We start from the raw sequence: 25,335 nt of genomic DNA, 5'->3' as shown, positions 1-25,335 counted from the left end.
TACCCCGAGCCAACTCCAATTAATTAGATATCACCTCAAAGAAGTGCTTATGAGTCCCGCGTTCGCGGGGAGTAAGCGTGCCCAGGACTTTCTGCAACTCGTTGTAGGACACGCACTTGTCGGTGAATACGACTCCCTGCGGGAGCGAATGATAGGGGCCGAGATGTTTGGCCGTCCGATCGACTACGACACCGGCAGTGATTCCGTGGTTCGGGTGAAAGCGACGGAGGTTCGCAAGAAGCTTGCACAGTATTATCTGGAAGCGAGTTCCTCGCCAGTACGGATTGAACTGCCGAGCGGATCGTATGTGCCCAAGTTTGGGTTTTCACCGGTAGAGACTGTAGAGGTCGTCCCAGGTCCTTCGTCAGCGGCTGCCCTAACCTCGCCATGGACTCCGGAGGCCGCCTCTGAACGGACTGGGGAGGCGGGGATCAAACTCCCATCCGCAATCCCGGACGCTTCTATAGTCCTTCCGCGGTCTGTTGTCTGGCAGCGGGCGGCGCGCGCGTTTCTCACCCGTCGGGTTCTCTGGATTGGGTTGGTCCTACTTGCAGTTGCAGCGTACTTCGGTGTGAGGCGGTACTTCGGTTCCGGGGACGCTATTCCAATTCATTCGATCGCCATTCTGCCGATGGAGAATCACTCCGGAATTCCCTCCCAGGAGTACTTTGCGGATGGGATGACGAATGAATTGGTGAGCGACCTTAGCCAAGTCTCCACGCTTTCTATTACGCCGGTTGCGACTGTGATGAATTACAAAGGGACGCGAAAGACCGCAGCCGAGGTGGGCCGCGCGCTGAGTGTCGACGGGGTTGTCGAAGAAAGCATTATGCGGGAGGGAAGCCGTGTCCTTATCTACGTCTCGTTCACGGCGGTTAAAACGGATCATGTGATCTGGTTCCATAGCTATGTGCGAGATCTGAAGACCGCACTGGCATGGCAGGGCGAGGTTTCGCATGCGATTGTCAAAGAGATCAATCTTGCCGTGACGCCGCAGGCCCAAACCCGCTATCGGGCTAACCGACCCATCGACGCGGTCGCGCAGGATCTCTTTCTGCATGGAAAATATCTGCTGGAGGCGGAAGATTGTGCGAACGCCGCGGACTACTTTCGTGCGGCGCTCAATATCGATTTCAACTATCCGCAGGCTCAGGCCGCATTGGCATTCTGCGATGGACATCTTGGCGAATCTGACCGAATCGATTCGAGCGATGCTTTTCTTATGCAGAAGGTAGAAGCGACGAGGGCTATCGAGCTGGATAGCTCCCTGGCAGAGGGCCACGCCGAGCTTGCCAATGCCTACATTAATCTGAACTGGGACTGGGCTGCGGCGGGGACGGAGTTTCGCCGGGCGTTGGAACTGAGCCACAAATCAGCTTCGATCCACGAAGAGTATGAGCGCTACCTTGTGCGGACGGGCCGGGTTCGAGAGACGCTCTCAGAGGTACAGAAAAACGAAGATCTGGATCCATTTTCGAGTCGGCTTTACCACCTGGAAGGGTTCATCCTTTACTACTGCCGACAATATGACCAGGCTCTATTGCTGATCGAGAAGGTCCGCACGCTCGATATTCCGGCACCCAACTGGCATCTGCTGCTGGGAGAGATTTATGCGGAGAAGGGCTCATACGCCGACTCTATCTCAGAATTTTCCAGGGCGGGAACTCGGCCTCAGGCGTTAGGGCATCTTGGCAATGTATACGCTCGGTCTGGGAAGACCGATGCCGCGACCGCGGTCATCTCGCAGCTGGAGGACACGGTCAAGAACGAAGGCATCGGACGCTATGAGATCGCGCTCGTCTATGCTGGCATGGGAAAGAAGGCGGAGGCTTTCAAATGGCTGGAAGAGTCATACCGGACGCACGATGAGGGGATTACCTATATTAAGGTAGAGCCTTGTCTTGACCCATTGCGAGGAGATCCGCGGTTTGACGATCTCTTGAGCCGTGTCGGATTGACCCAGTAAGCAGATTTCTCCACTCCAATTCTTTTCACCCTCTCTCACTAGACGCCACGGTGACTATGCCTGGCATTGTTTGACCTGTCCCAAACATCATTGTGGATTCGCTGCTGCAAGTCCAGCGGGGGGCGACCTACTGACTTTGCAGTCTTGCCCAAGGAGGCGGGCAAATTGGCTAGCAAACGTCCCTCATCCGCACGAACAAACGTCTGGCTAAGTTGCTGATAAAAAAAGAAGCTGTCTGACCAAATGAGCACCAAGCCGTTAGTAGCGTGGTGAGTTCTCTCAGACGAATGTTTCAATGGCGGCACTTTTTCAACAAGAAAATCTTGCGCCGGCAGAGGGCAAGACGGGAGAACACGAGTGACACGGTTGGAGCTCTAGTCTCCCAAGTTGCGCCGAAGAATTTGTCGAGTGAGTCGTGCAATTTCGCTCGGCTCGCATGACCGGAATTGGCAGTGTGGCTCCGGTTTAGTTCGACCTTGAAGTTTGATTTGGAGCAAGCCTTAGCAGTTCGAAGAGGGAACAAGATGGATCGTCGCACCTTTCTGGCGAAAGCCTCCGCAGTTGTAGCATTGGCGTACGCGCCGGTACCGGTTATGCCGGCGGACCCGGTGTTCCCGAATGCGGACCCCCGCTGGAAGCGCACCTGGGACGCAGCGCTCAAAGTTCTCGCCGACAATATCAAGGTTGTTCCTGGCTACGATCAGCCTGTGTTGCTAGAAGGCGCAGTCTATCCGGGCGTCTGGCAGGAGTGCGCTCCGCAAGAGGGGCTGGTCTACGGCTCGCTGGCGCGTTACATCACGCCGGTGGAGGACCTGCCTACTCCACTTCAAATCGCACGCAACAATCACCTGGCATTCTTTTCCTTGCAGAAGCCCGATGGTCAGCTTCCTTGCTCAGTAAAGATGTCCGCCACGGGGTTCGGTCAGATCCAGATGGTTGTGCCCATCGCGGCCACCGCCTGGGAGTTGGTGCAGATGACCCACGATGAGCGCTTTCTTCACACCGCCTATGAGGCATGCTCGCGCTGGGACGCTTGGCTCCGCCGGTTCCGCGACACCCGCAAGACCGGGCTTACTGAAGGTTTTTGCGTGTACGACACAGGTCACGACAATAGTCCGCGCTGGACTGGTTCGCCGAAGCAGTGCCCGCAGGCTGATGCCCGCCTCTACGACCATACCGTCGCCACGCTGCCGCGTTTGTGTCCTGATCTCTCCGCGACCACGTACGGCGGGCGGGTTGCGCTCGCCGCCATGGCGACTGCGCTAGGCAAGAAGGAAGAGGCTGCTCGCTGGCAAGCCGATGCAGAGATCATTCGCCATCTCATCATCGAGAGACTTTACGACCCCAAAGATGCTGCATTTTACGATCTCGACGCGCAGGGGAACTTTGTCCGTGTCCGCTCTGACGTCATCAGCCGCGTGCTTGGGGAGCATGTCCTCAAGCTCTCCGATCGCCGCGACCGCGCTATCTTCGAGGCTGTCTGGACACGCCAGATCCGCAACCCCAACGCCTTCTGGGCACTCTTTCCCCTTACCTCGATTGCCCAGGACGATCCGGCGTTCGTACGCCCGATTCCGCGCAATAGCTGGGGTGGAGCGTCGCAGGCCCTCACCGCCCTTCGTGCTCCACGCTGGATGTCTTACTACAGCAAGGATACCGAACTGCGGCACCTCATGTATCAGTGGTGCGAGGCCATCAGCCGCTACACAGAGTTCCGACAGCAGATGGACCCACTGACCGGAGACTTTACACGGGTCGATGCCAGCGGCTACTCCCCGGCGGCTCTCACTTATCTTGACTTCATTGTTCGGCTTCAGGGAAGTGGCAAAGCAGGCCGCATGTGAGATATCCGCTCGCCATTGTCCTTGGCCTCACCATGGCTGTCTTCGCTCGGGCTCAAGAGTCCCCGAAATCAGAAGTGAATCGTTCACCTACGACTACGCAGAAGTGGCTTCCCAGCAGTTGCTCCAAGAATGCATCGACGCAACTAACTAGTACCCGGCTAAAAATACTTCAGGAAGTTCAAGGACAAATCAATGTCATTTCGTAATCATCCCGACGCTATCTTCTTCTCCGCGCTTCGTCACGTAGTTGTGCTGGCTCTGGCCATGGCGCCGCTTTCAGCTATGGCGCAGATCACCGGACAAGGCGGCATCTCGGGTACGGTTCAGGATGCGAGCGGTGCAGTGGTTCCCGATGCGACGGTGACGGCACACGAAAACGTTACGGGCGTGGATACAGTCCGGCAAGCTACAAGCACTGGATATTACGTCGTCTCGCCGCTGACGCCCGGAGTGTACAGTGTCACGGTTTCCTCACCTGGATTCCAGACCTTCCGGCAGGAGAACATCACCGTCGACGCGCTTGCGACGGTAGGACTGAATCCTAAACTGATGGTTGGCGCGCAAAACGAGACGGTCACGGTCTCGACCGCGCCACCAGCACTGCAGACTACCAATGCGACCCTCGGAGGCGTGATGGAGAACCAGACCTACTCCGAGCTGCCTTTGCAGATTACATCCGGCGGCCCGCGCGATCCGACCAGTTTTGTGACGCTGCTCCCGGGAGTCAACAGCGGTGGACGCGCCGGCATCTTTAACGGAACCGGTTCCGGAAATTCTAATGAGATGTACATCGAAGGGGTTCCACAAACCACCGTCGACTCGCAGGGAGACAATCGAAAGTTGAACCAAAACCTTGCTATCGAGGCGGTCGATCAGTTTCAGGTACAAACCAGCGGCTCTTCGGCACAGTTTCAAGGGCTTGGGGTTGAGAATTATTCCATCAAGCAGGGCACGAATACCTTCCACGGCAATGCAAATTTCTTCATCCGCAACACGGCTTTGGATACGTGGGGATACACGCAGCCATTTACCAACGTCGTCCGCAGCGACGGGACGACAGGCTTCCCCTACAAGAAGAATCCAGAGCATCAGGACGAACTGTCCCTCTCATTGGGTGGTCCGATCCTCCGCAAGAAACTCTTCTTCTTCGCGAACTACGACCGTTACCACTACAACGGCATCACCAATCCAACTTACCAGACCATTCCAACCAACGACGCGCGCAACGGGGACTTTACGGCGTATGCGGCAGCGAACCCCGGGTATGACATCTACGATCCGACGACCGTCGCGGCCTGCACGGCGGCCAAAGGATTGACTTGTGCCTATCCGTTTATGGGGATGAAGAACGGCGTGCCAACCAAGGATGTTATTCCCAAGTCGGAGCTTTCTTCAATTTCGTTAGCAGAGCAGAGCTATCTCCCGCCGGTGGCGAATAGCAATCTCACCAGCAACTATGTCGCCGGTCGCGTGACGGGCTTACAGGTCTGGGGCTTCACCGGCCGAATCGATTACACCCTTTCGGACCGGCAGCAGATTGCCCTTATCTCGACGTCCGGCGTAAAGCGGATTCCCCCATACGACTATGGTGCGACCTCGGTGCTGCCGTTCCCTTATACCAATGGCACTCTGGTTACAGAGACGACCACGACGGACATCGTCAAGCACACCTTCATCATTACTCCGCATGCAGTGAATCAGTTGCGTTACGGACTCACTCGTTTTTCAGCGCCGGTAAAGAATGCAACCGAGGACGGCAGTGTCACCGCGACGACGCTGGGCATCGGCAATCTGCCTGCCGGTCTCGCCGCCACGACGTTTCCAGGAGCGACCTTCTCCGGTGGCGTCGATGGACCGTCAGGTTTTTCCGCTCCGACTGGCTTTCACGAAGGCGTGAATACCTTCACCCTGGGCGACGAGTTTCAGCTCACGAAGGGCCGTCACTCGATCACGATTGGCGGCACGTACCAATGGCTGGAGTTCAACCAGTCGGTCTCCGATAGCGCGTCCAAGCCGCTGAGCTTTACTTACAGCTCCAACTCCACGGCTGGTTACAGCTCTACTGGCGCCATTAATACCAAGAGCGGGCTGAGCTATGCCAGCTTCCTGATCGGCGCGGTCGATTCTGCCTCCCTCTACGTTCAGGATTTCTCTACCCTTGGTGCGCGCTACCGTGCTTTCTCTCCCTATGTGCAGGACGACTTCAAGGCCAGCAAGAACCTCACCCTCAACATTGGCCTGCGCTGGGATCTGTACACACCATTTCACGAGGCTCAGGATCGTTGGAGCTCGTTCAGCCCGACCATGATCAATCCCGCGACCGGAACTCCGGGTTCTCTCTTCTACATCGGCCATGGCGCTGGAACCTGCAACTGCCGTACACCGGTCAATACCTGGTACAAGAACTTCGGACCGCATCTTGGATTTGCGTATCAAGTATCGAGCCGCGCAGTCATTCGCGGTGCCTTCGCGATCATGTATACACATAGCGGTGGCGTCGGCGGATCCAGCGCTGGCGCTTACAACGGCACTGGGCAGGTCGGTCTTACGGCCAATCCTACCTTTGCCGACTCTGGGCAAGGTGGTCAGCCTGCCTTTTATCTAAATCCCGCGTTGAACAGCACCAGTATCCCGGCTTATACGGCAACGGCGACGCGTCTGGCCACGGCGCAGACTGGGAACTATCTGATCGGTGGAGCATCGCCCACGGCTGGGGCTGTGTCTTACGCGGATCCGTACCTTTCCGGACGAGCGCCCTATACCAACAGCTACAACTTCGGAATTCAGCAAGCGCTGACTAAAGACCTCACGCTCAGCGTCGACTTTGCCGGCAACCAGTCGCACTTCCTCGTCGCTCAAAGCCGTGGCTTCTATCAAAATCAACTTGCGCCGCAGTACCAGGTACTGGGTGGCCTGTTGAAGCAGTTGCCGTCCGGCATTGACTCTGCGTCCGGTCCAAACAAAGGAAAGACCTATCTCCAGGAGGCGCAGGCTCTCCTGCCCGGAATCGCGCTGCCCTATGCCAATTACGGTGGTCCGTCTGCGACGATCGGCCAGATGCTCAAGCCATTCCCGCAATACTCCGCCGTGACCGATACCTGGGGAGATATCGGCAATGCAAACTATAACGCGCTGCAAATATCGCTCGCTCTGCGCCCTTGGCATGGCTGGAGTTCGACTTTGAACTACACCTTTTCCAAGACGATCGACGATATCTCGGGTGTACGCAGCGGGTACCCGATTCCTGACAATGTCATCGATGGCGGCGTCGGCAATCCCCAGGCGAACCGTATCGATCGTGCAGTCAGCTCGAACAATATTCCGAACAATCTCCGCATCTTCGGCGTGTACGCGGTGCCTGTGGGCGGTAGGAGTCAGTTCGGCGGCAATCATGTTGCAGTGCGGATTCTCGGTGGTGGTTGGAAGGTCTCTTACATCTTCACTAAGATCTCCGGAGGTCCGCTCTCTATCTCCGGTCTTAGCTGCCAGACTCCTGGCAGTTGCTATCCCTCGTATAATCCCGCGTTCACGGGCTCGCCGCGAGTTGGTGGCGGTTACGGCGCCAAAGTGACCGCGACGACCCTCGGCAGTGTCAAGTTCCTGGATTCCACGGCGTTCGTCGCGACTCCGGGCAACAGCGGGTATAACTTCGGAAATGTTCCACGCAACGCGCCTTACAACCTGTACAACGTTGGAAACTACAATCTCGATGCAGGCTTGAAGCGTGAGTTTCCCCTTTACGATCGCGCCAAGCTGACCTTCCAGGCGGATGTGTTGAACGTCACCAACCACACGCAGTTTGGTGGTCTTGGTACCTCGTTGTCCAGCGCTTCGTTCGGCACCTTGTCCAAGCAGAACAACAGCTCGCGTGATATCCAGCTTGCTGCGAAGATCAACTTCTAACGACGGCGACGTTACTATGCGACGGGCCCGGTGGAAGCCTCGGGGGCCGTCGCGCTCTTCAACCTCAGGATGAATACATGAGCTTGCTTCCGCACTGGACACGCCGCCGTTTCGTTGCCTCTTCCGCGGCCGCCACGTTGCTTACAACGCGGCGTGGCCTCTTGCATGGACAGGCAATGCAACGTCCACAGTCCGCGGGTACTTCACCGGAGGAGATTGCGGGTGTTGTGCGCGGTCTTATGGACGGGCATACCGCACGTCCGTTGCGTTACACACCACGCGATGGCGGCTTCTTGATTCGGAATGGGACGGAGTTTTTCAATCGGCCACTCTACGGCCCTAACAATGCCTTCAGAGTGGATTGCGGCGATCTGCCGGAGTTCTCGCTCTATCTGCCGGGGCACGGAGGAAACCTGCGACTTGGTATCGCCACCGCATCTTCAGGAAAGTGGATGTTCCAAATGGCGGAGGTAGAAGCCTTCTACCGCGCCGGGCGGATGCAGTATGAGGTCCGCGATCCTTTGCTAGGGAAGAGCGCGGTGCGAGTTGAAGTGATGACGCAGGGAGAGGGTTCTGGAATCCTGGTTCGGGTCGAGTCGGCCAACGTGCCGGACGAGCTGAAGCTTACGTGGGCGTTTGGTGGAGTCAGTGGACGCAAAGGAAAGCGCGGAGGCGATATCGGCTGCGAGATTGAGCCGGTGACGCGATTCTTCCAGGTAAGGCCTGAGGAATGCAAAGGGAATCGGTATGAGGTGATTGGGAATGTGGCAAAGCTCCACAGCCCCACCGCCGATCTCCAGCTTTATTTCCCTGATGGTTCGCAGATGCATGTCGCTGACGGTTCAATGTGGAATGCGAGCTGGACCAAGTTGGCGGCCTCTGCCTCTGCCGATGCTGCATTGCCTATCCTGATCGGTTCGACTCCGTGGCAAAGGCAACCAATGTATCTGTCTATCGATCGCCAATCGGGCACGGTGCCGCAGCAGATCGAGGCTTCCTATCATGCGCGGCGCGAACAATTGGATCGGGTCGCTGCTCGTCTCGACGTGGCAACATCGGACCCATTCGTTGATGCGTTGGGTCCTGCGCTCGCCACCGCCGGCGATGCAATCTGGGATGACGCGCAACGCTGTGTGATGCATGGCGCGGTGGCGTGGCGATCGGCTCTGGCAGGTTGGCGAGGTCCTTATGTGCTCGATGCAGTGGGTTGGCATGACCGTTTTCGCGAGCATGCGCGGCACTGGATTGCAAAGCAGAACCGCGGCCCGATTATCACCTCAAACCCTGCAACAGGACATCCAGATCCAGGTGCTCATCTGGCTCGTGCCGAAAACCTACTCCATAGTCAGGGCGACCTCTCGAAGAACCACTACGACATGAACTTAGTCTTCTTCGATGCCGTGCTGCGCCATCTGAAGTGGACGGGTGACCTGGAGTTCGCCCGTGAGATCTGGCCTGCGTTGAAGATGCACCTGGCATGGGAACAGAGGCTGTTTCGCCGCACATGGAAGTCCGCGTCTGGTCGCGAGTTACCGCTATACGAGGCATACGCATGCATCTGGGCCAGCGACAATCTGCAGTACAACGGTGGTGGGGCGGCGCACTCGACGGCTTATAACTTCTTCGCGAATCGTGAGGCTGCTCGGCTTGCACGCCTGCTTGGAGAGGACGATGCACCTTATGAAGCAGAGGCGGCCTCGATCCTCGAGGGCATGCACCAGCTGCTTTGGTTGCCGGACCAGGGCACCTATGGGGAGAGCAAGGATCTTCTCGGGCCAGAGACAGTCTACACATCGCCAGCTCTTTGGACGATCTATCACACGATCGACTCGCAGGTCACAACACCGCGTGAGGCATGGCAGATGTGCGCGGAGCGTCTCGCAATGCTGCGCGCAGTACCAGTGGAAGGGCTAGGTGTTCCTAGGGGCGGAGCGATGCTGTCGTGCTCCGACTGGATACCTTACGAGTGGTCCTTGAATCTGCTGCTGCTCGCGGAAAATATGCATATGGCGCTCTCGCTGTGGCAGGCGGGAATGGCGGAGGACGCGTTCCAGATCTTCAAGGGAAATCTGCTTGACTCGATGTTCATGGGCCTTACCCCGGGTAATTTCCATATGACCTCGCAGTTGGACGCTCACCGCCAGGAGGCGCAGCGCGACTTCGGCGATCCGATTGGATGTACTGCGCGGGCGCTGGTTGAGGGCCTCTTTGGAGTTTCGCCCGATCTCCTCGGAGGAGTTCTCCACCTTCGCCCGGGTTTTCCTATAGAGTGGTCGCAGGCGAGCCTGGGCCATCCCGACTTCAATCTTTCGTGGAGGCGCATTGGCGTCACTGAGTCACTTGAAGTGACTCCTCGTTTTGCCCGACCATTAGCGCTACGCGTGATGCTGCGTGCATCCCGGACAGGACACCCGACCGTTCGCGTCAACGGCGCTGTGGTGCAGGCCGCATGGTCTGTGGAAGCGATCGGGAGTCCTGTGCTGCAACTTGAATCTCCACCCGCAAGCGTCTGGAAGATAGAAGTGGAGTGGAGCGGAGCCGCACTGGAGAGACCGCCCGCAAACCGCACCTATTCTATGGGCGACGCGGTAGTTGAAGCTGCGGCAACCGTCGACGATCCCCAGGGTGCGCTGCGTGGTGGGCGTGCCGCGAAGGAAGGTGTCCACACAGTATTCGCGCGCCGTCAAAATGGAGCGTGCAGTTGGTGGTTGCCGATCACTTTTCATGTGCTGCAGCCTAAACCGTTGCCTGTCTCCCGCTATCGCACCGCAAGGGTTGAGCCACTCGATCTCAGTGCGGTGCTCACGGGGAATATCTCCGAGATCTTCAGCCGCTCCTACGCAGCGCCGCGATCCCCATACTGCTCACTTTCTATTCCGGAGACAGGCACCGGCGGCTGGGCGAACTTCGATCGTCAGCCGAAGATCGATGACACAGGCTTACGCGCACTTGGCGGCACTCTGATATCTGGCGAATTGCAGTTCCGGACGCCGTCCTCTTCTGCGAACTGCATGTTCCTCTCCTTCTGGCAGCAGGATCGTTCTGCGTTGACGTTGCCTCTAACGGGCTCGGCCCATACCCTCTCGCTGCTGCTCGCTGGCACAACGCAGCCGCAATGCAGCCGTATGGTGCACGCTCAGATAGGAGTGCGCTATACCGACGGGACAGACACTACGCTCGATCTTCGCAATCCCGAAAATTGGTGGCCGATTGAGCAGGACTACTTGATTGACGATTATCTGTTTCGTGATATCGCGCCGCCACCAACCCGCGTTGATCTGCAAACGGGTATGGTGCGTGTACTCGATCTTGCTTCTTTTAAAGGCCGCGGACGCGAGGTGCCAGGCGGCGCCGCAAATTTGATCCATCTGCCGCTTGACCCAGGCAGGAAACTCGCTGCAATGAAGATCGAAGTTAAGTTGTATGGCGTTGTGATTGCACTGTTGGCGGCAACTCTATCTCGTACCTAGGAAATCATGACGAACAACACTCTGCTCTCCGCTCCTGATCGACGATCCTTCCTCAAGACTGCGGCCCTGATGATGCTGGCTCCGGCTGCCCTCTCCAGCGGGACGTTTGCACGCACGGATCAACCGGCCCTGTCACCGTCGTTGCAACTGAACGTACGCGACTTCGGTGCAGTGGGCGATGGAGTCACGCTGGATACGACCAGCCTGCAGCGCACGATCGACCGCGCGAACGTACTTGGCGGCGGTGATGTGCTTGTTCCAGCGGGGAGATATCTGACAGGCGGCATAAGCCTGCGCAGCAACGTTACGTTGCGGTTTGAGCCCGGCGCCGTTCTGCTTGGGGCACCCGATCTTGCGCACTACGAGGTCGCGCAAGTGAGGTGGGAAGGGAAGTGGATTGCAGGTTATACGGCGCTGATTCACGCGCTGGACGCCAATCATATCGCGGTTATCGGACCCGGAACTATCGAAGGCAATGTAGCGGTCGCGGGCAGGCCAACGAAGGAAAATCCGCTGCGCCGCCCCGCTCTGATTGAGTTTATCAATTGTGACGATGTCCATATGGAGGGCTTCTCAACGCTTTACCAGCACATGTGGTCGATCCATCCGACGCTGTGCGACCGGCTCGTGCTTCGGAATTTGAATGTTCGCAGCACCGAGACCAACGGCGATGGAATCGATATTGATTCGTGCCGCCATGTGCTGATTGACAGTTGCGATATCGCGTCGGGGGATGATTGTATTTCGCTCAAGTCAGGTCGTGGTGAAGAGGCCAACCAGATGGCGCGGCCCACCGAGGATGTCCGCATTGTGAACTGTACTCTGGAAGGCCGCGGCTATGCCTGCATCGGCATTGGGAGCGAGACTTCTGGAGGTATCCGCAATGTAGTCATCGAGCATTGCAAGGTCACGAGTGTGTTTAAATTTGCCATCTACATTAAGAGCCGCGTGGGACGAGGAGCCTTTATCGAAAACATCAGCGTTCGCGATTTTGAAGCGGCCAATATGCGACAGGGCTTCCTGAAGATCAGCCAAACAAGTGCAGGCATTCAGGATGCCGATCCGGTCGCTGGTTTGAAGGGCGTTCCCCTCTTCCGAAATATTCTGTTTCAAAAAATCCGCGTGAGGGATGCGCCGGTGTTGCTGGAAGCTACCGAAATCGCAGAACAGAAACCCTTGGATGGCTTCACATTCGAAGAGGTTAGCGGAACCTGCGCGAAGGGGATGACCTTGGCGAATGTTCGGAATGCAAGTCTGAAGAGCATCACGGTTACCGGCTTCGCTGGCCCTTTGCTACGGACTTCGAATGTCACGGGGAGATTGATGTCTAAGGCCGAAGTGATCCCGGCACCCAAGCAGCCGGTCTTAGTGGAAGCTCCACTTGTTCCATATCGGCTGCATTGAGGCCGCACCTAGGTGGCCTGATTGACGTACCTGCCTCGAATCATCCGAGTCAGCCACGGTGAACGCATACACTTTGTTATTTCCGATTCCGCCCATTCTCCGGTACCCAGATCCCCAATAGACGACACCGTCCACGATTGATGGGCCATCGATTACAGACCCGCCGCTCGCAAAGGTCCAGAGGATTGTTCCGGTGTTGGCGTCTAGTGCGTACATCTGCCTTGAATAAGAGCCTGCGTACATGACGCCGTTCGCAACGCTTACCGCGCCAGTGTCAATGGCGCCTACAGTCGGGTCTGCGGTCTGCCAAAGAATCTTGCCGGTCGCGACGTCGAGCGCGCTCCACGATCCCCAGGTAATCTGCTGTCCCGATGGGACTAACGTATAGGGGAGATGGCTGTTATTTGCAATCGCAGCATAAATGCGCTTACCGTCGGTGGCAGTGCCCCACTGGATGCCCCATCCGCCCGGGCCAACCGGTGTGCTCCAAACGATATTCCCGTTATCGGGATTAAGCGCCCAATAGATACCGCTCTTCTGGCCAAAGCCAACGATATTATCCAGGAGGTTAGGTCCTGACCCGCCAAAGTCGAAATCTGGACTAGTCCGTACGGGGCAGTTCGGGTTTGTTCCGGGTGGACGGAGGCAAGCTACTGTCCAGGTATCAAAGCCTTGCAGCTTTTTGGCCCATCTGGTCTGGCCGGTCTTTAAATCCAATGCGAGTGCGGTGTCGAAATAATCGTCAGAAGCGGTGCAGTTTGCAGTCGGATCTGCGTTTTGGCAAGCCGCCACAGTTGCGGGTACGGTGTAGTTGTTCCCTGTAGCAACGTAGAGCAAGCCGCGCTTTGGATCAATCGCGGGTGGTTGCCACACCGCACCGCCACTGTATCCACCCGGTTGAGCACCGTTCTCTGGCATGTCGTAGGTCTTCCAAAGCACCTGACCGGTCTTCGCATCGAGCGCCACTACACTGCCGCGAAAGCTGCAGCATGGATAACTAAGATTCGTTGCCAGACCTTCTTCCAACGAAGAAACTCCAACGTAAACCACACCGTCGAAGACAACGGGAGATCCAGTCATGATTGCTGAGGGATGACTATCCACATGTGTAATCCAGCGGAGTTCTCCTGTCTCTCGATCTAGTGACATCACGTTCGCGCCATCATGGGCCTGAGAGCTGATAATGTCCCCGATAATTAATTGATCATGATCCACAGCGGGACTAACGCGAGAGATAGCTCCGGCGGCGCTATCGTAAGCTGAGATCTTGTGATTCCAGATGAGCTGCCCGGTATTCTTATTGACTGCGAAGAGGTGCCCGCCCCAATCGGGGAAGTAGACTGCGTCGTCAGCCACAGTAGGAGTAGCAGAAACATCGCCGCTCGCTGTGAAGACCCATTTGGGTTTCAAGCCGTTAACGTTGGCGGGACCTATTGAATGCTCTGTCGGCTGGCTTCGGGTGTTGTTCAGATCCCGTCCGGCCTCTTGCCATTGGCCAGATGCCGATACCTCTGATTGGCTTTGTGCACTTGGCGCCCAGATTAATAACAGCATGCAGATCAATGCCGTCATCAGCAACGAAACGTCACGATTCTTTGTGGGCATCCGCATCGTCCTCCTTAAATTTGGTTGCGGTTACGCTCGCAAGCAGTGCAGGTTGGGGAGTCAGGCTACGGAGAACACTGTAAATAACCAAAGTGAAAACTAGTAGGCGGATCTGCAGTCCGAACCACATGTCTCTCTGTCTGTCCCCTTTTGGGAGAAAAGGCAGTAATGCTTCAATTCAGTTTGGGAGTCCGCCGCAAAAAATCCCTCATCACCTAGAACACATATAGACATCGTTCATATGTAAAACAAGGAGGCGTCATCGGGCCAGAATATCTGCGCATCGAGAGGCCAATGTGAAGATTCACCCCACTCTCTCCCAAACAACTTGGGGGGCGATGCACAGGCGATCTGCCGCTCTGAACGATGACGGGATCGTTCTTTATCAAACTAGAGCTTTGGCAAGTCAGTTACGTCCCAACCGCCGCCCAGTGCTTTGACCAGCAGGACATTCGCTTCGAGGCGTCTCCTCATAATCTCAATATCGTTTCTCTCGTTTGCCAGGGCGGTCGTCTGAGAGGTGACGACCTGAAGATACGTATCCACTCCCCCTGCATAACGATTCTCGAAGAGGTGGAGCGACTGTTCGGCGGAATCGGTTGCAGAGTGTTGTTGGATCGACTCGGTACTTAGGACACGCAATACAACGAGATTGTCTTCAACCTCTTGAAAAGCTCCCAGGGTGGTCTGACGATACGTCGCGACCGAACCATCGTACCCGGCCAGTGCGGTCTCTGATGTAGCTTTTCGCCGTCCGCCATCAAAGATGGTTTCGGAGAGACTTGGTCCTACCGCCCAGAGGCGACTTGGCCAGTTGAACCAATTCAACAATGAAGTCCCTTCAAGTCCGGCAAGGGCGGCCAGATTGAGAGTTGGATAATAAGCGGCTTTGGCGATTCCTATCTGTTCATTGGCGGCCGCCATTCGACGTTCTGAGGCGGCAATATCCGGGCGTCGCTCAAGGAGCTGCGTTGGAAGAGAAACGGGAACCGTTGGAAGCGTCGGAGGCTGAAGGTTGAGTGGGGTAGCAGGGAGGTCGAACTCGGCTGGAGGCTTCCCGATAAGAATCGCCAATGCATGTTCGTATTGGGCCCGCTGGACTCGAATGTCAGAGGCAAGAACGCGTGCCTGGTCGAGTTGAGTCTGGGCCTGGGTCACATCCGACTTCGGAGCTGCACCCCCTTCAAAACGATTTTTTGTTAGATCCAGCGCCTGGCTATATGCCTTTACCGTATCGGTAAGCAGCTTCTCCTGGGCGTCGGCGCTTCGGATCTCGAAGTAGTCAATCGCCAATTCTGCGTGGAGGCTAAGTTTTACGGTGGCGAGGTCGGCGGCGCTTGCCTGCGCCTGCTCCCGTGACGCAGTAACGGCGCGACGAACACGCCCCCAGAGATCGATCTCATACGAGAGGTCAACCGGAAGGGTGAATTCGCCCGATCCGTTGTTAACTAGCGACGCCGGGAAATAGGGCTGATTTGCCGAAGAGCGAACCGAGGAGATGCTTGGGGAGGTTCCGATGGTCGGAGCTTCTGCCGCCCGATTGAAACGGATTGCGGCGCGCGCCTGACGGAAGTTTGCTTCGGCAATTTTCAAAGAGTAGTTGGACGGCTCGACCTGGTCTTCCAACTCATTCAGCTTGGGATCACCATACGCCTCCCACCATTTGTTTCTGAGACTCGCGTCATTCGGTTGCGCGATCTTCCAGCCATCGCCCTCTTTCCACTCCGTCGTTTCTTTGAAGCTTGGAGGTGCGGGTGCTACTGGCTTGACATACTTCGGACCCACCATGCATCCAGATAACAGAAGAACAGCCATGCTCGCTAACAATAAGACTTGACGTTTCACTGCCTTGCTCCTGTCTTCGAATCGTTCTCAATCTGAACTGGAGAATTGTTTGCCAGGGAATCGGAGGGATTGACGATGACTGCGTCCTTCGGAGACAGCCCCGACAGCACCTCCACCGAGCTTCCATAGTCCTGTCCGATCGTGATTGGGATCAATTCGATGTGGCCGTTTCGAACGACGCCCGCTCGCAGTCCTTCCGAGCGAAAGAGGAGGGCATTCGACGGAATGGTGACAGCCCCTGCACTCGAGGGAACCTTGAGGTGCACAAATGCGTAGGCGCCCGGAAACAACTTGCCCTTGGGATTGTCCACGTCTACTTCGACGTTTAGGGTGCGTGAGGTCGCGTCGATCGCATCAGCATTCCGAACGAGAGTCCCTGTAAAAACGTCGTTTGGAAACGCATCTAACGTCAGATCGACCTTCTCTCCCGTCCTGATCGAGCCCGCATAGACCTCAGGGACTGGAATGTAGACGCGCAGTGTCTGAATGGCTGCGAGATGGAAGAGTTCCTTTGGGGTGCTATTATCGCCGGCCTGTATTAGGGCTCCGATATCGGTATTGCGCGCCGTGATGATGCCGCTGAATGGCGCGGTGATACGTTCGAAGGCCTGCAGTTGTTCAAGGCGGTCCACATTGGACTTGTTTGAGTCAACGACCGCCTCTTTCGAGCTCAGATCGCTGACAGCCTGATCGGTCTCTTGCTGCGAGACCGAATTCGTCTTGAGCAGATTCTGCCAACGCTTCGCCGTAATCTCCGATATTTGCAGATTCGCCTGGGCGTTCTTGAGATCCGCTCTAGCCTGCGCAAGCTGGTGATCGAGCTCGGGCGTCTCGATGACAGCGAGTAGCTGCCCCTGTTTTACATGTGCGCCGATATCGACGTACCACTGCTTCACATATCCGCTGGTTCTGGCATAGATAGGGGTGTCGTTGAAGGCCTGCGTATTTCCAGGCAATTGAATCTCTTCCGCGTTAGAGCCCGTTTTTGGATAGATCACATTCACGAACGGAGTGGCAGAGGCCTTCGCAACCTGGTTGAGCTGGGCCTCAGCATGTACCCGGGAATGAATTCCTCCGAAGATCGCCACTCCAATGACTGCGGTTGCGGTAATCCCGAAGATGAGAGCTCGACCCTTCGAGGTAGGTTTTGGGGTTTGTGCTTCTGAGGGTGGCGAGTTGAGAGAGGGCAGATGATTCGACGAATTATGTGTCATGACATGGCTCCGCGTTATGCGATTGCGTGATCTGTGGTTTCCTCGGGAGGTGCTGAGGTGATTGATTTCGAATTTCTATGAAGGAACGAGAAGACGGAAGGCACGAACACTAGAGTTGCGATCGTTGCGCACATTAGGCCACCGATGACTGCTCGGCCGAGCGGGGCATTCTGTTCGCCGCCATCTCCTAACCCCAACGCCATTGGCACCATGCCGATGATCATTGCGAGTGCCGTCATGATCACGGGACGGAATCGGGTATTACCGGCTTCGATGGCTGCCCTTGACGAGTCGCCGTGAGCCTCAAGCCGCTCTTTGGCAAAGGAGACAACGAGAATGCTATTTGCGGTCGCCACGCCCACGCACATCAGCGCTCCCATGAGAGCGGGTACGCTCAGTCTCGTGTGAGTAAAGAACAGCATCAGCACGATTCCGGCCATGGCGGCAGGAAGAGCGGTGATGATGATGAAAGGATCAAGCCATGACTGGAAGTTGACCACGATGAGCATGTAAACGAGGATGATCGCAAAGCCAAGGCCAGTGATTAATCCGAGGTAGGAGCTATGCATTGTGTCGACCTGGCCGCGTACGGTGATGAAGGTACCGCGCGGCAGGCTCTTCCGATGGGCATCGACGATCCGCTCAACGTCGCGATTTACAGAACCAAGGTCCCTGTCCTGCGGAGCTCCGTAGATATCTATGACGCGACGAATGTTGTAGTGGGATACGATCGCCATCTCATGCGAGCGCTGCATCGAAGCGACATCAGCCAGAATTTCGGGATTGTTCTTCGCTCCGCCGGTGATGGGGATGTTTTGTATGTCCTTGACCGACTGGATGCGATACTGCGGGGTCTGCGCAACCAGGTTGTAGTTGACGCCGTTGGTCCAGTTGACGAAGAACAGAGGTGTTACCTGAAAGCTGCCGCTGAGCGTGTTCAACACGCTCGTTGCGACATCATGCTCTGTGTATCCCGCCTGGAATGCTTTCGTCCTGTCAACGGCAACATCGAGCGTGGGATAGTCGTGAGGTTGTTGAATGTGAAGGTCGGTTAGCCCAGGAACTTTGCGCAGATCAGCCATGATCTGTTCGGCGATTTGATGATTGCCTTGCACGTTGTTTCCTTCAACCTGTATGTCGAGTGGGGAAGGCAGTCCGAAGTTCAGGATCTCAGTCACCATATCCGCCGGAACAAAGTAGAAAGTCGTACCGGGGAATTCGCGAGGGAGATTGCGGCGCAGGTCTCTAACATAGTCGGCCGTTGGATGATGATCCTTCCGCAACGAGACGAGCACGTCAACATCGTTCGCCCCAAGCACACCCGATGTCGCATGCATCGTGTTCAACGGGCTATAGGGCAGGCCGATATTGTCGAGTATGTTATCGATCTCGGCAGCCGGGATCTCCTTGCGGATTGAGGTTTCAACCAGATCGGAGAGCCGTGCGGTGTCTTCGATACGCATTCCGGTCTTTGCCCGGATGTGCAGGCTGAACTGGCCGCTGTCGGTCTCAGGGAAGAAGTCCTGGCCTAGCCAGGGAACCAAAAGAAAGGTGCACAGGCATACGCCAAGAAAGACCGGGATAAGGATATTCCGGTGCGTGACGAACTGTATAAGGAACCGATGATATGCGCTCCGGATCTTCTCGAAGCGGCGCTCAAACCCCCTCTGAAAATGCACAAAGGGGTTGCGCGAATCTCCATGTCCTTCGTTCAACTTAAGCATGTACATCGCAAGAGTTGGAACGAGAGTGCGGGAGAAGAAGTAAGAGGCCAACATGGCGAAGACTACGGCCTCCGCTAATGGTACGAACAAGTAACGCGCTACCCCACCCAGCAAGAAGAGCGGCATGAAGACGATGCAGATGCATAACGTGGCGACCAGCGCCGGGGTCGCAATCTGCTGCGCGCCATCAAGGATCGCTTGTTTGATCTCGACTTCGTGACCTTCTTCGAGAATGCGATTGACATTTTCGATCTCGACGGTGGCATCGTCAACGAGGATACCCACGGCCAGGGCAAGACCGCCCAAGGTCATGATGTTGATAGTTTCGTGGAGAAGGCTCAGCACCATGATCGAAGTGAGGATGGACAGCGGAATCGAAATGGCAATGATGACCGTGCTTCGCCAACTTCCGATGAACAGCAGGATCATTAGTCCAGTCAAAGCTCCGGCGATGAGCGCCTCGCGAACAACACCGCTGATCGCCTCACGGACGAAGACCGACTGATCCGCAATCGGAGTAATTTTCAACTCGGGAGGCAAGGTGGAGGCTACTCGGGGTAAGAGTCTCCGAACACCGGATACGACATCAAGGGTCGAGGAGTTACCCGATTTGAGGATACTCAGAAGGACGCCGCGATGGCCGTCCTGTCGAACCACGTTGGTCTGCACGGCGAAACCATCGCTGACCCTCGCCACTTCTCGCAGATAAATCGTCGTGTTTCCCACTTGCCTGATCGGAATATTGCTGAGCTCCTCGACTGTGCGTGGAGTGACGTTCATCCGAACATCCAATTCGCTTTCGGCGACCTTGGCCGTGCCGGATGGCAGGATAAGGTTCTGCGCGTTGACCGCGTTCAACACATCGGTCGGCGAGACGCCCTTCGATTGCATTAGGTTCTGGTCCATGTTGACCATGACCTGTCTCTGTTTCCCGCCATAAGGGAGAGGGACTACAGCACCGGGAACGGTAATCAGTTGCGTGCGCAGGAAGTTGACGCCAAGATCGTTGAGCTGTTGCTCTGACATTCCTTTGCCGGAGAGGCCTATCTGCAGGATGGGTACGCTTGACGCGCTGAAGTTGATGATCTCAGGGGGCTGGGTCGCTGGGGGAAGGAATCGAAGGACGAACTGTGACGAAGCCACAACCTGGGCGTTTGCAGTATCGAGACTGGTGCCCGGCTGAAGAAAGATCTTCACGATCGCGGTGCCGTTGTATGTGGTCGATTCGATGTGCTGAATATTGTCGACCAGCGTAGTCAGAACCTTTTCATAGGGAGTCGTCAACCGAGCTTCAAGATCTTCAGGATTGAGGCCCGTGTAGGTCCAGGCTACCGAGATCACTGGTATATCGATGTTAGGAAAGATGTCGGTTGGCGTGTGAAGGATCATCGCCGGGGCCAGCAAGAGAATGAGCAGAGACAGGACGATAAAGGTGTACGGCCGATTGAGAGCTAGTTTGACGATCCACATATGCGCGCTTTGATGAATGACCTCGTCAAAGCGAGGTCACACATTGATTTTCCTCCTAAGACAGGCTGGCTGCGTTGAGTTGCAATCGTCCGATGCCTGCAACCAATCGTTGCGCTTAACTAGATTCAGATTACGCATACTATGAATCATGAAAATTCTTCATACTCAATATGCGCAAAATTCACTCTAGCCTTCACTAATGAATAAAGGAGGAATCTTTGGCGCTAAAATACACATCAAAACAATGAAAGTTTGGCCGAGGCGTGGTTAGGAACTATGAATCTGATTGATCTCGAAGCGTTTGTCTCAGTGGTGGATCACGGCTCGATTGTCGGGGCTTCGGTCGCCTTGCATCTTACTCAGTCCGCGGTAACTCGCCGGATTCAAAGCCTTGAAGACGTGCTCAATGTGTCGCTGCTGAACAGACAGACCCGCCCCTTGCAACCAACGCCGGCAGGAAAAGAGACGTACGAGTTTGCGAAACCGGTGCTCAGTTCAGTGAAGGACTTGAAGACCGCAATTATGGATAATGGGGAGCCGTCGGGAGACTTTCGATTTGGAATGTCGCGCATACTCGGAGATGTTGGCCTGTCCGGAGCGATAGCGTGCCTGCGCACGGATTTTCCTAAGATTCAGCTTCGTGCCTATGTTCAAAACTCTGAGATTCTTCTGGAGCGTCTTGGCAATGGTTCGCTCGATGCAACTGTAATTGTCTTGCCCGAAGACGCGGCACCGCCGGCGTCCATGGTCGCTGAAAACCTCGGCAGTCAGCCCATTGTGATTCTCGCTGCAAAGTCGAAACGAATGTCTCCGTCGCCGACACTCGAAGAGCTTTCGCAATATGCATGGTTGCTCAATCCGCAGGGATGCTCTATCTATAAGACGGTCGAGAGCGCCCTCCTCCAACGAAGGCTCCCCTTTATCACGGCTCTCGAAGCAGAAGGGAGCGATCTTCAGTGTTCTTTGATTGCGAAAGACTTAGGCCTCGGAATCACGATGCCGCATGTCTTCCATGCATCGAACTATCGCAGAGACCTGAAGATCGTAAAGGTCAAGGATTTCACCCCGCACATGAAGATCTGGCTGCTGCATCCTTCGCACATCGGCCGACTGGCTCCGGCAGTGGCATGCCTGCGCGAAGCTGTAAAGTCGTACCTCCAACGCCGTGGCTCCAGGTGACATAGGACAACGTGCTATCTAGTATGGAACGAGTGAATATGACAAAGAAGGCTGTTTGGAACGGACAAACTTTAGCTGAGAGCGCCGACACAAAGGTATCGGATGGCGTCATCTTCTTTCCCGATGAAGCAGTGAAGCGGGAGTTCCTACGACCAAGCTCCACCACCTCAAGCGATGCCTCAAAAGGGCAGGCACGGTTTTACAGTCTCTGGGTTGAAGGTGTGGAGAATCCGGACGCCGCTTGGTACTACCCCGATCCCAAGCCCGCTGCACGATCCCTAAAGCACCACATCGCATTCTGGCGTGACGTAGAGATCACGGAATAGTACACATCGTGAAGACAGGCAGCGTTTCTCGCAAACTCTGGAGGGTTCTGGCGCACATTTGGTGAAGCTCAGTTCTGCTCTGTCGCGGTGTTCTTGGGACGCGATGATTAGGCCTGATTGAGAACGCGAAGGCGTAGGAGTTCGAAGCCGGCGCGGCCATACATCTGTCGCTTGATAAGCTTCAGTCGGTGCACCTGGCCTTCCACATGCCCCTGACTCCATGGCAGCGTCAGCGCGGCTTGGACAGCCTTCAGATCTCGTTCAAGCCGTGTGGCGAAACCCGTGAGGGCTGTTTGCTTGGCCTCCGTGATCCACGGGATCAGTCGTGGAAAATCTTGTTCGCGGATGATGCGGAAGAAGCCCTGAGCCAACTGGGCGAGTCTCCTGATCACGGGCGAAGTCTGGTAGATGCTCTGTAAGAGCTCCCGCGCAGAGGGCGTGGCTTTAAGGATGAACCAGACGATCTGACGCGGCGAGGCCCGGAGACCTGGTTGTAGCGGGAGGGCACCGGGAGTGCGTGGTTGGCAGCTTCGTCGCTGGCGAAGCCAGTAGCGGACGCTGTTTACCTGACCGCTGAAGCCAAGCTTGCGCAGCTCCCGCCAGAGCCTGGTATAGCTACTACATCCTTCCTGGACCCGCTGGTCGAGATAGGCGGCATGAGCATAGACGCTGGACTGGCGAACACGAGGCGCCGCCTCCGGATAGACCTCAGCGTTCCTGAACTTCTTCACGGTACGGTGATCGAGGTTGAGCTGCCGGCCAAGCTCACGGTCCGAGGCTCCCGTCTTCAAGAGGTCTCGTACCTGCTGCCATCGCGCATATCGTCTCTGCCTGTTCATCTGCTGGATTTCGAGTTCCCGCTTACTCCATGGAGGAAGCGATGAGGGTGGGGCTGACTTATCTTCGCTGCGGTTAGCCCTTGCTGCTTGCGAGAAGAGCCGATGGTGCGGTGTGAGCGCATGTCGTAACGCCTCACTCAGGTTGCGTAGCAGATGCCAACGATCCGCCACCTGAACAGCTCGAGGAAGCGCCTTGCGCGTGGCTTCAGCATAGATACCGCCGCGGTCGCGGCTCACGATCTCGGTACCAGGATGCGTGCGCAACCAACCGGCGACGGTGTCCGCATCGCGATCCGGCAACAGGTCGATTACCTTGCGCTTCTCCAGATCACACAGAATCGTGCCGTAACGATGGTCCTTCTTCCATGCCCAGTCATCGATGCCAAGCACGCGTGGCGCTGTTACAGGCAGCGCAGCGGCGTGATGATGCAGTTCGCGGAGCAGCGTCGATCGGCTGGCCAGCAAGCCAAGCTGACATGCCAGCCGTGCTCCGGCCCTGCCACCCAGCGCAAGAGTGAGACACCTCAGAGCTTCACTCGAACGGCAACTCCGCCGCGCATAACGTGACACGGTCCCTGGTAAAGCCTCGGTGAAGATCTTCCTGAAGCAATGGCTTCCGACACAGAAGAACCTCCTCGTTTCAAGCAGGATCCTAACCCGAAGACCTTCCCAGGGAAGGTCCTCCAGAGTCCGCCGGTAGCGGCTGTGGACCCGGCGCGAGGAAGTCCCACATGCCGGGCATTTCGAAGACGCATGACACGTCCTCAACTGCATCTCGATCGCCCCATCCTTCGGACGAAGGCAGATCAAGGTGACTTCCGCGATGTTCGGGACCAACGTTCCATGACTCATCGGCAAAGAGCGGAGGTCGCCAGAGCTACCTCAGTCTTACGCTCCAAAACACCGGCTGGAAAGAATCACCAAATGTGCGCCAGAACCCTCTGGAGCAAGATGGAACCGCAATCAAAAAGGGGAGAGAGCGACGTAGCGCAAAAGAAGCTAGGACACCAAGCTTGACCGCATGGTACCTAGAGGTCCCACTTGATATAGAGCATGTGTCCTATTCTGTGTCTTGAACTAATTTGAGCTAAATCTGGTTGCTGCTAAGGTATTTAGAATGTGGTGGCCAGAGACGGGATCGAACCGCCGCCGGGCTTTTCAGGGCTGCCGGATAATTCAACTAAGTGGCCTGGAATCGGCAGATGTATATGAATAATAAGACCGTTAAGCGCGATAGATTTAGGATCGCTTAGGGAGAATTAGGCCTATTTGGGACGCGCATTGTTCGCGTATTGTTCGCGCGAAGAAGGCTGGGAATATGGATACTGCGACCTCGCATCCGCTGCTTGGAATACCGTGTCCTGGTTGATGTCGGTTATGCGGGCCGCGCCGCTGTCCCTGAAGGCCATGGCAAGGTTTGAAGGTTGATTGCTCAAATCTCCCAGCATGCAGACTTAATGGAATTTTTCTTCGTTAGATCAGCGAGTTATCGGAAGATGCTCCGGCTGTTCCAACAATGGCTACTCGGTTCCCTTGAAAAAATACACGCATGAATAAATCATTATTGCGGAATGCGTAAGAATCTCAATAACGGTCTAATCCATGCGATGCATGGGTTTGTTCGTGTCGTAGACGCAGGAAGTTTCACGGCGACGGCGGAACAACTCCGCCTTACTGTGGCTCAAACATCGCGTTTGGTGACTGAGTTGGAAAAACGGATAGGTATCCGCTTGCCGCAACGTACCACACGCAGTCTTACCCTCACAGATGGCGGCCAGAACTACTTAGAGAGATGTAGGCATATTCTCGATCTGATTGTTGAAGCTGAGGGTGATGCACATGGGATCGCGCTACAGCTGTCGGGACGACTGCGCATTCTAAGCATGACGGGTTTCGGGAGCCGCTATATCTCGCCTCTAATCCCCGAATACTGTGCGCTCTATCCTAAAGTTACTATCGAAGATTCGTGACTTCCGGTTTCATGATCTGCGTCACACCTTTGCCTCGTGGTACATGATGAACGGTGGCGATCTCTACGAGCTGGCGAAGCTCCTTGGTCACGCGAATATCAAGATGACCGAACGTTACGCCAAGCTGGGACGGGAGCACATCACCAAGACCGGCAATACGGTCAAGGTGATGTGGAGCATGTTGGATAAGAAAAAACTGGAGCAGGAAGAGGGCGACCAACAAGACGTCGCGTGAACGATGGTCGTGTATTGGTCGTGCGACTAAAACTTATCTCTTTGGTCCATCGCTAAGTTATTGAAAAAGTGGTGGCCAGAGACGGGATCGAACCGCCGACGCCGGCCTTTTCAGGGCCGCGCTCTACCACTGAGCTATCTGGCCTTGGCATGTAACGCCGTTTATCGGGGATCGCCAAGAACACCCGGGCGTAATTACCTTCTTACGCCTGTCGTACCGGCCTGCCTTGTTTATTTCGAACAAGCTCAGAAGGGAACCAGCAACTCAAACGTTTCCTAAGTATAGCAATCCCTTGCCTTATCGCCAACCCCGTCCTTCGCTTCCTCTTTACTGGGATATTG

Annotated in this window: 13 protein-coding genes and 1 tRNA gene; 8 read left to right on the top strand and 6 right to left on the bottom strand. The window is 56.0% G+C overall.

Features of this window, described 5'->3' with window-relative positions:
* The first annotated feature begins 49 nt into the window (after positions 1-49).
* The 5 genes from HB393_RS15735 (at position 50) to HB393_RS15715 (ending at position 12,587) form a co-directional block, all read left to right on the top strand.
* Positions 50-1,966, top strand: a complete 1,917-nt coding sequence (locus HB393_RS15735) for a hypothetical protein (RefSeq protein WP_255551193.1) — start codon at positions 50-52, stop codon at positions 1,964-1,966.
* Between the two features lie 524 nt (positions 1,967-2,490).
* Entirely contained in the window at positions 2,491-3,810 is a 1,320-nt protein-coding gene (locus HB393_RS15730; protein WP_213806130.1) for an alpha-L-rhamnosidase, read from the top strand.
* Between the two features lie 192 nt (positions 3,811-4,002).
* Positions 4,003-7,713, top strand: coding sequence for a carboxypeptidase-like regulatory domain-containing protein (locus HB393_RS15725; RefSeq protein WP_213806129.1), 3,711 nt, complete (start codon positions 4,003-4,005; stop codon positions 7,711-7,713).
* 77 nt (positions 7,714-7,790) lie between these two features.
* A complete protein-coding gene (locus tag HB393_RS15720) occupies positions 7,791-11,183 on the top strand; it encodes a DUF4450 domain-containing protein (protein ID WP_213806128.1) in 3,393 nt (1,130 codons plus the stop codon).
* Positions 11,184-11,189: 6 nt separating this feature from the next.
* Complete coding sequence (locus tag HB393_RS15715; protein ID WP_213806127.1) at positions 11,190-12,587, top strand: glycoside hydrolase family 28 protein; 1,398 nt, start codon at positions 11,190-11,192, stop codon at positions 12,585-12,587.
* Here HB393_RS15715 and HB393_RS15710 read toward each other — a convergent pair.
* The 4 genes from HB393_RS15710 to HB393_RS15695 form a co-directional block, all read right to left on the bottom strand.
* Complete coding sequence (locus HB393_RS15710) at positions 12,549-14,192, bottom strand: PQQ-binding-like beta-propeller repeat protein (protein ID WP_213806126.1); 1,644 nt, start codon at positions 14,190-14,192, stop codon at positions 12,549-12,551. The genes HB393_RS15715 and HB393_RS15710 overlap by 39 nt on opposite strands.
* Before the next feature lie 390 nt (positions 14,193-14,582).
* The gene (locus tag HB393_RS15705) at positions 14,583-16,037 is read right to left on the bottom strand and encodes an efflux transporter outer membrane subunit (RefSeq protein ID WP_345945235.1); all 1,455 of its coding nucleotides are present in this window, start codon (positions 16,035-16,037) and stop codon (positions 14,583-14,585) included.
* Positions 16,034-17,251: an efflux RND transporter periplasmic adaptor subunit gene (locus HB393_RS15700; protein WP_213806125.1), complete on the bottom strand. Its 1,218-nt coding sequence runs from the start codon at positions 17,249-17,251 to the stop codon at positions 16,034-16,036. The genes HB393_RS15705 and HB393_RS15700 overlap by 4 nt, the downstream gene beginning before the upstream one ends.
* Positions 17,252-17,265: 14 nt before the next feature.
* On the bottom strand, positions 17,266-20,445 hold the full coding sequence (locus HB393_RS15695) for an efflux RND transporter permease subunit (RefSeq protein ID WP_213806124.1): 3,180 nt from the start codon (positions 20,443-20,445) through the stop codon (positions 17,266-17,268).
* Positions 20,446-20,721: 276 nt separating this feature from the next.
* Between HB393_RS15695 and HB393_RS15690 the strand changes: the two genes are divergently transcribed.
* On the top strand, positions 20,722-21,624 hold the full coding sequence (locus HB393_RS15690) for a LysR family transcriptional regulator (RefSeq protein WP_213806123.1): 903 nt from the start codon (positions 20,722-20,724) through the stop codon (positions 21,622-21,624).
* Between the two features lie 38 nt (positions 21,625-21,662).
* Positions 21,663-21,950: a DUF427 domain-containing protein gene (locus HB393_RS15685; protein ID WP_213806122.1), complete on the top strand. Its 288-nt coding sequence runs from the start codon at positions 21,663-21,665 to the stop codon at positions 21,948-21,950.
* 107 nt (positions 21,951-22,057) lie between these two features.
* On the opposite strand, the gene HB393_RS15680 is transcribed toward HB393_RS15685, so the two are convergent.
* Positions 22,058-23,563: an ISL3 family transposase gene (locus tag HB393_RS15680; protein ID WP_255551213.1), complete on the bottom strand. Its 1,506-nt coding sequence runs from the start codon at positions 23,561-23,563 to the stop codon at positions 22,058-22,060.
* A gap of 1,158 nt (positions 23,564-24,721) precedes the next feature.
* Here HB393_RS15680 and HB393_RS15670 point away from each other — a divergent pair.
* Entirely contained in the window at positions 24,722-24,994 is a 273-nt protein-coding gene (locus HB393_RS15670) for a tyrosine-type recombinase/integrase (RefSeq protein ID WP_213806120.1), read from the top strand.
* A gap of 69 nt (positions 24,995-25,063) precedes the next feature.
* Here HB393_RS15670 and HB393_RS15665 read toward each other — a convergent pair.
* A tRNA-Phe gene (locus tag HB393_RS15665) sits at positions 25,064-25,138 on the bottom strand.
* Between the last annotated feature and the right edge of the window lie 197 nt (positions 25,139-25,335).

It is taken from the genome of Granulicella sp. dw_53 (assembly GCF_018449545.1).
Taxonomy (GTDB): domain Bacteria; phylum Acidobacteriota; class Terriglobia; order Terriglobales; family Acidobacteriaceae; genus Edaphobacter.
Note: the sequence above shows the minus strand (reverse complement) of the source record. Positions and strands in the feature narration are given on the sequence as shown.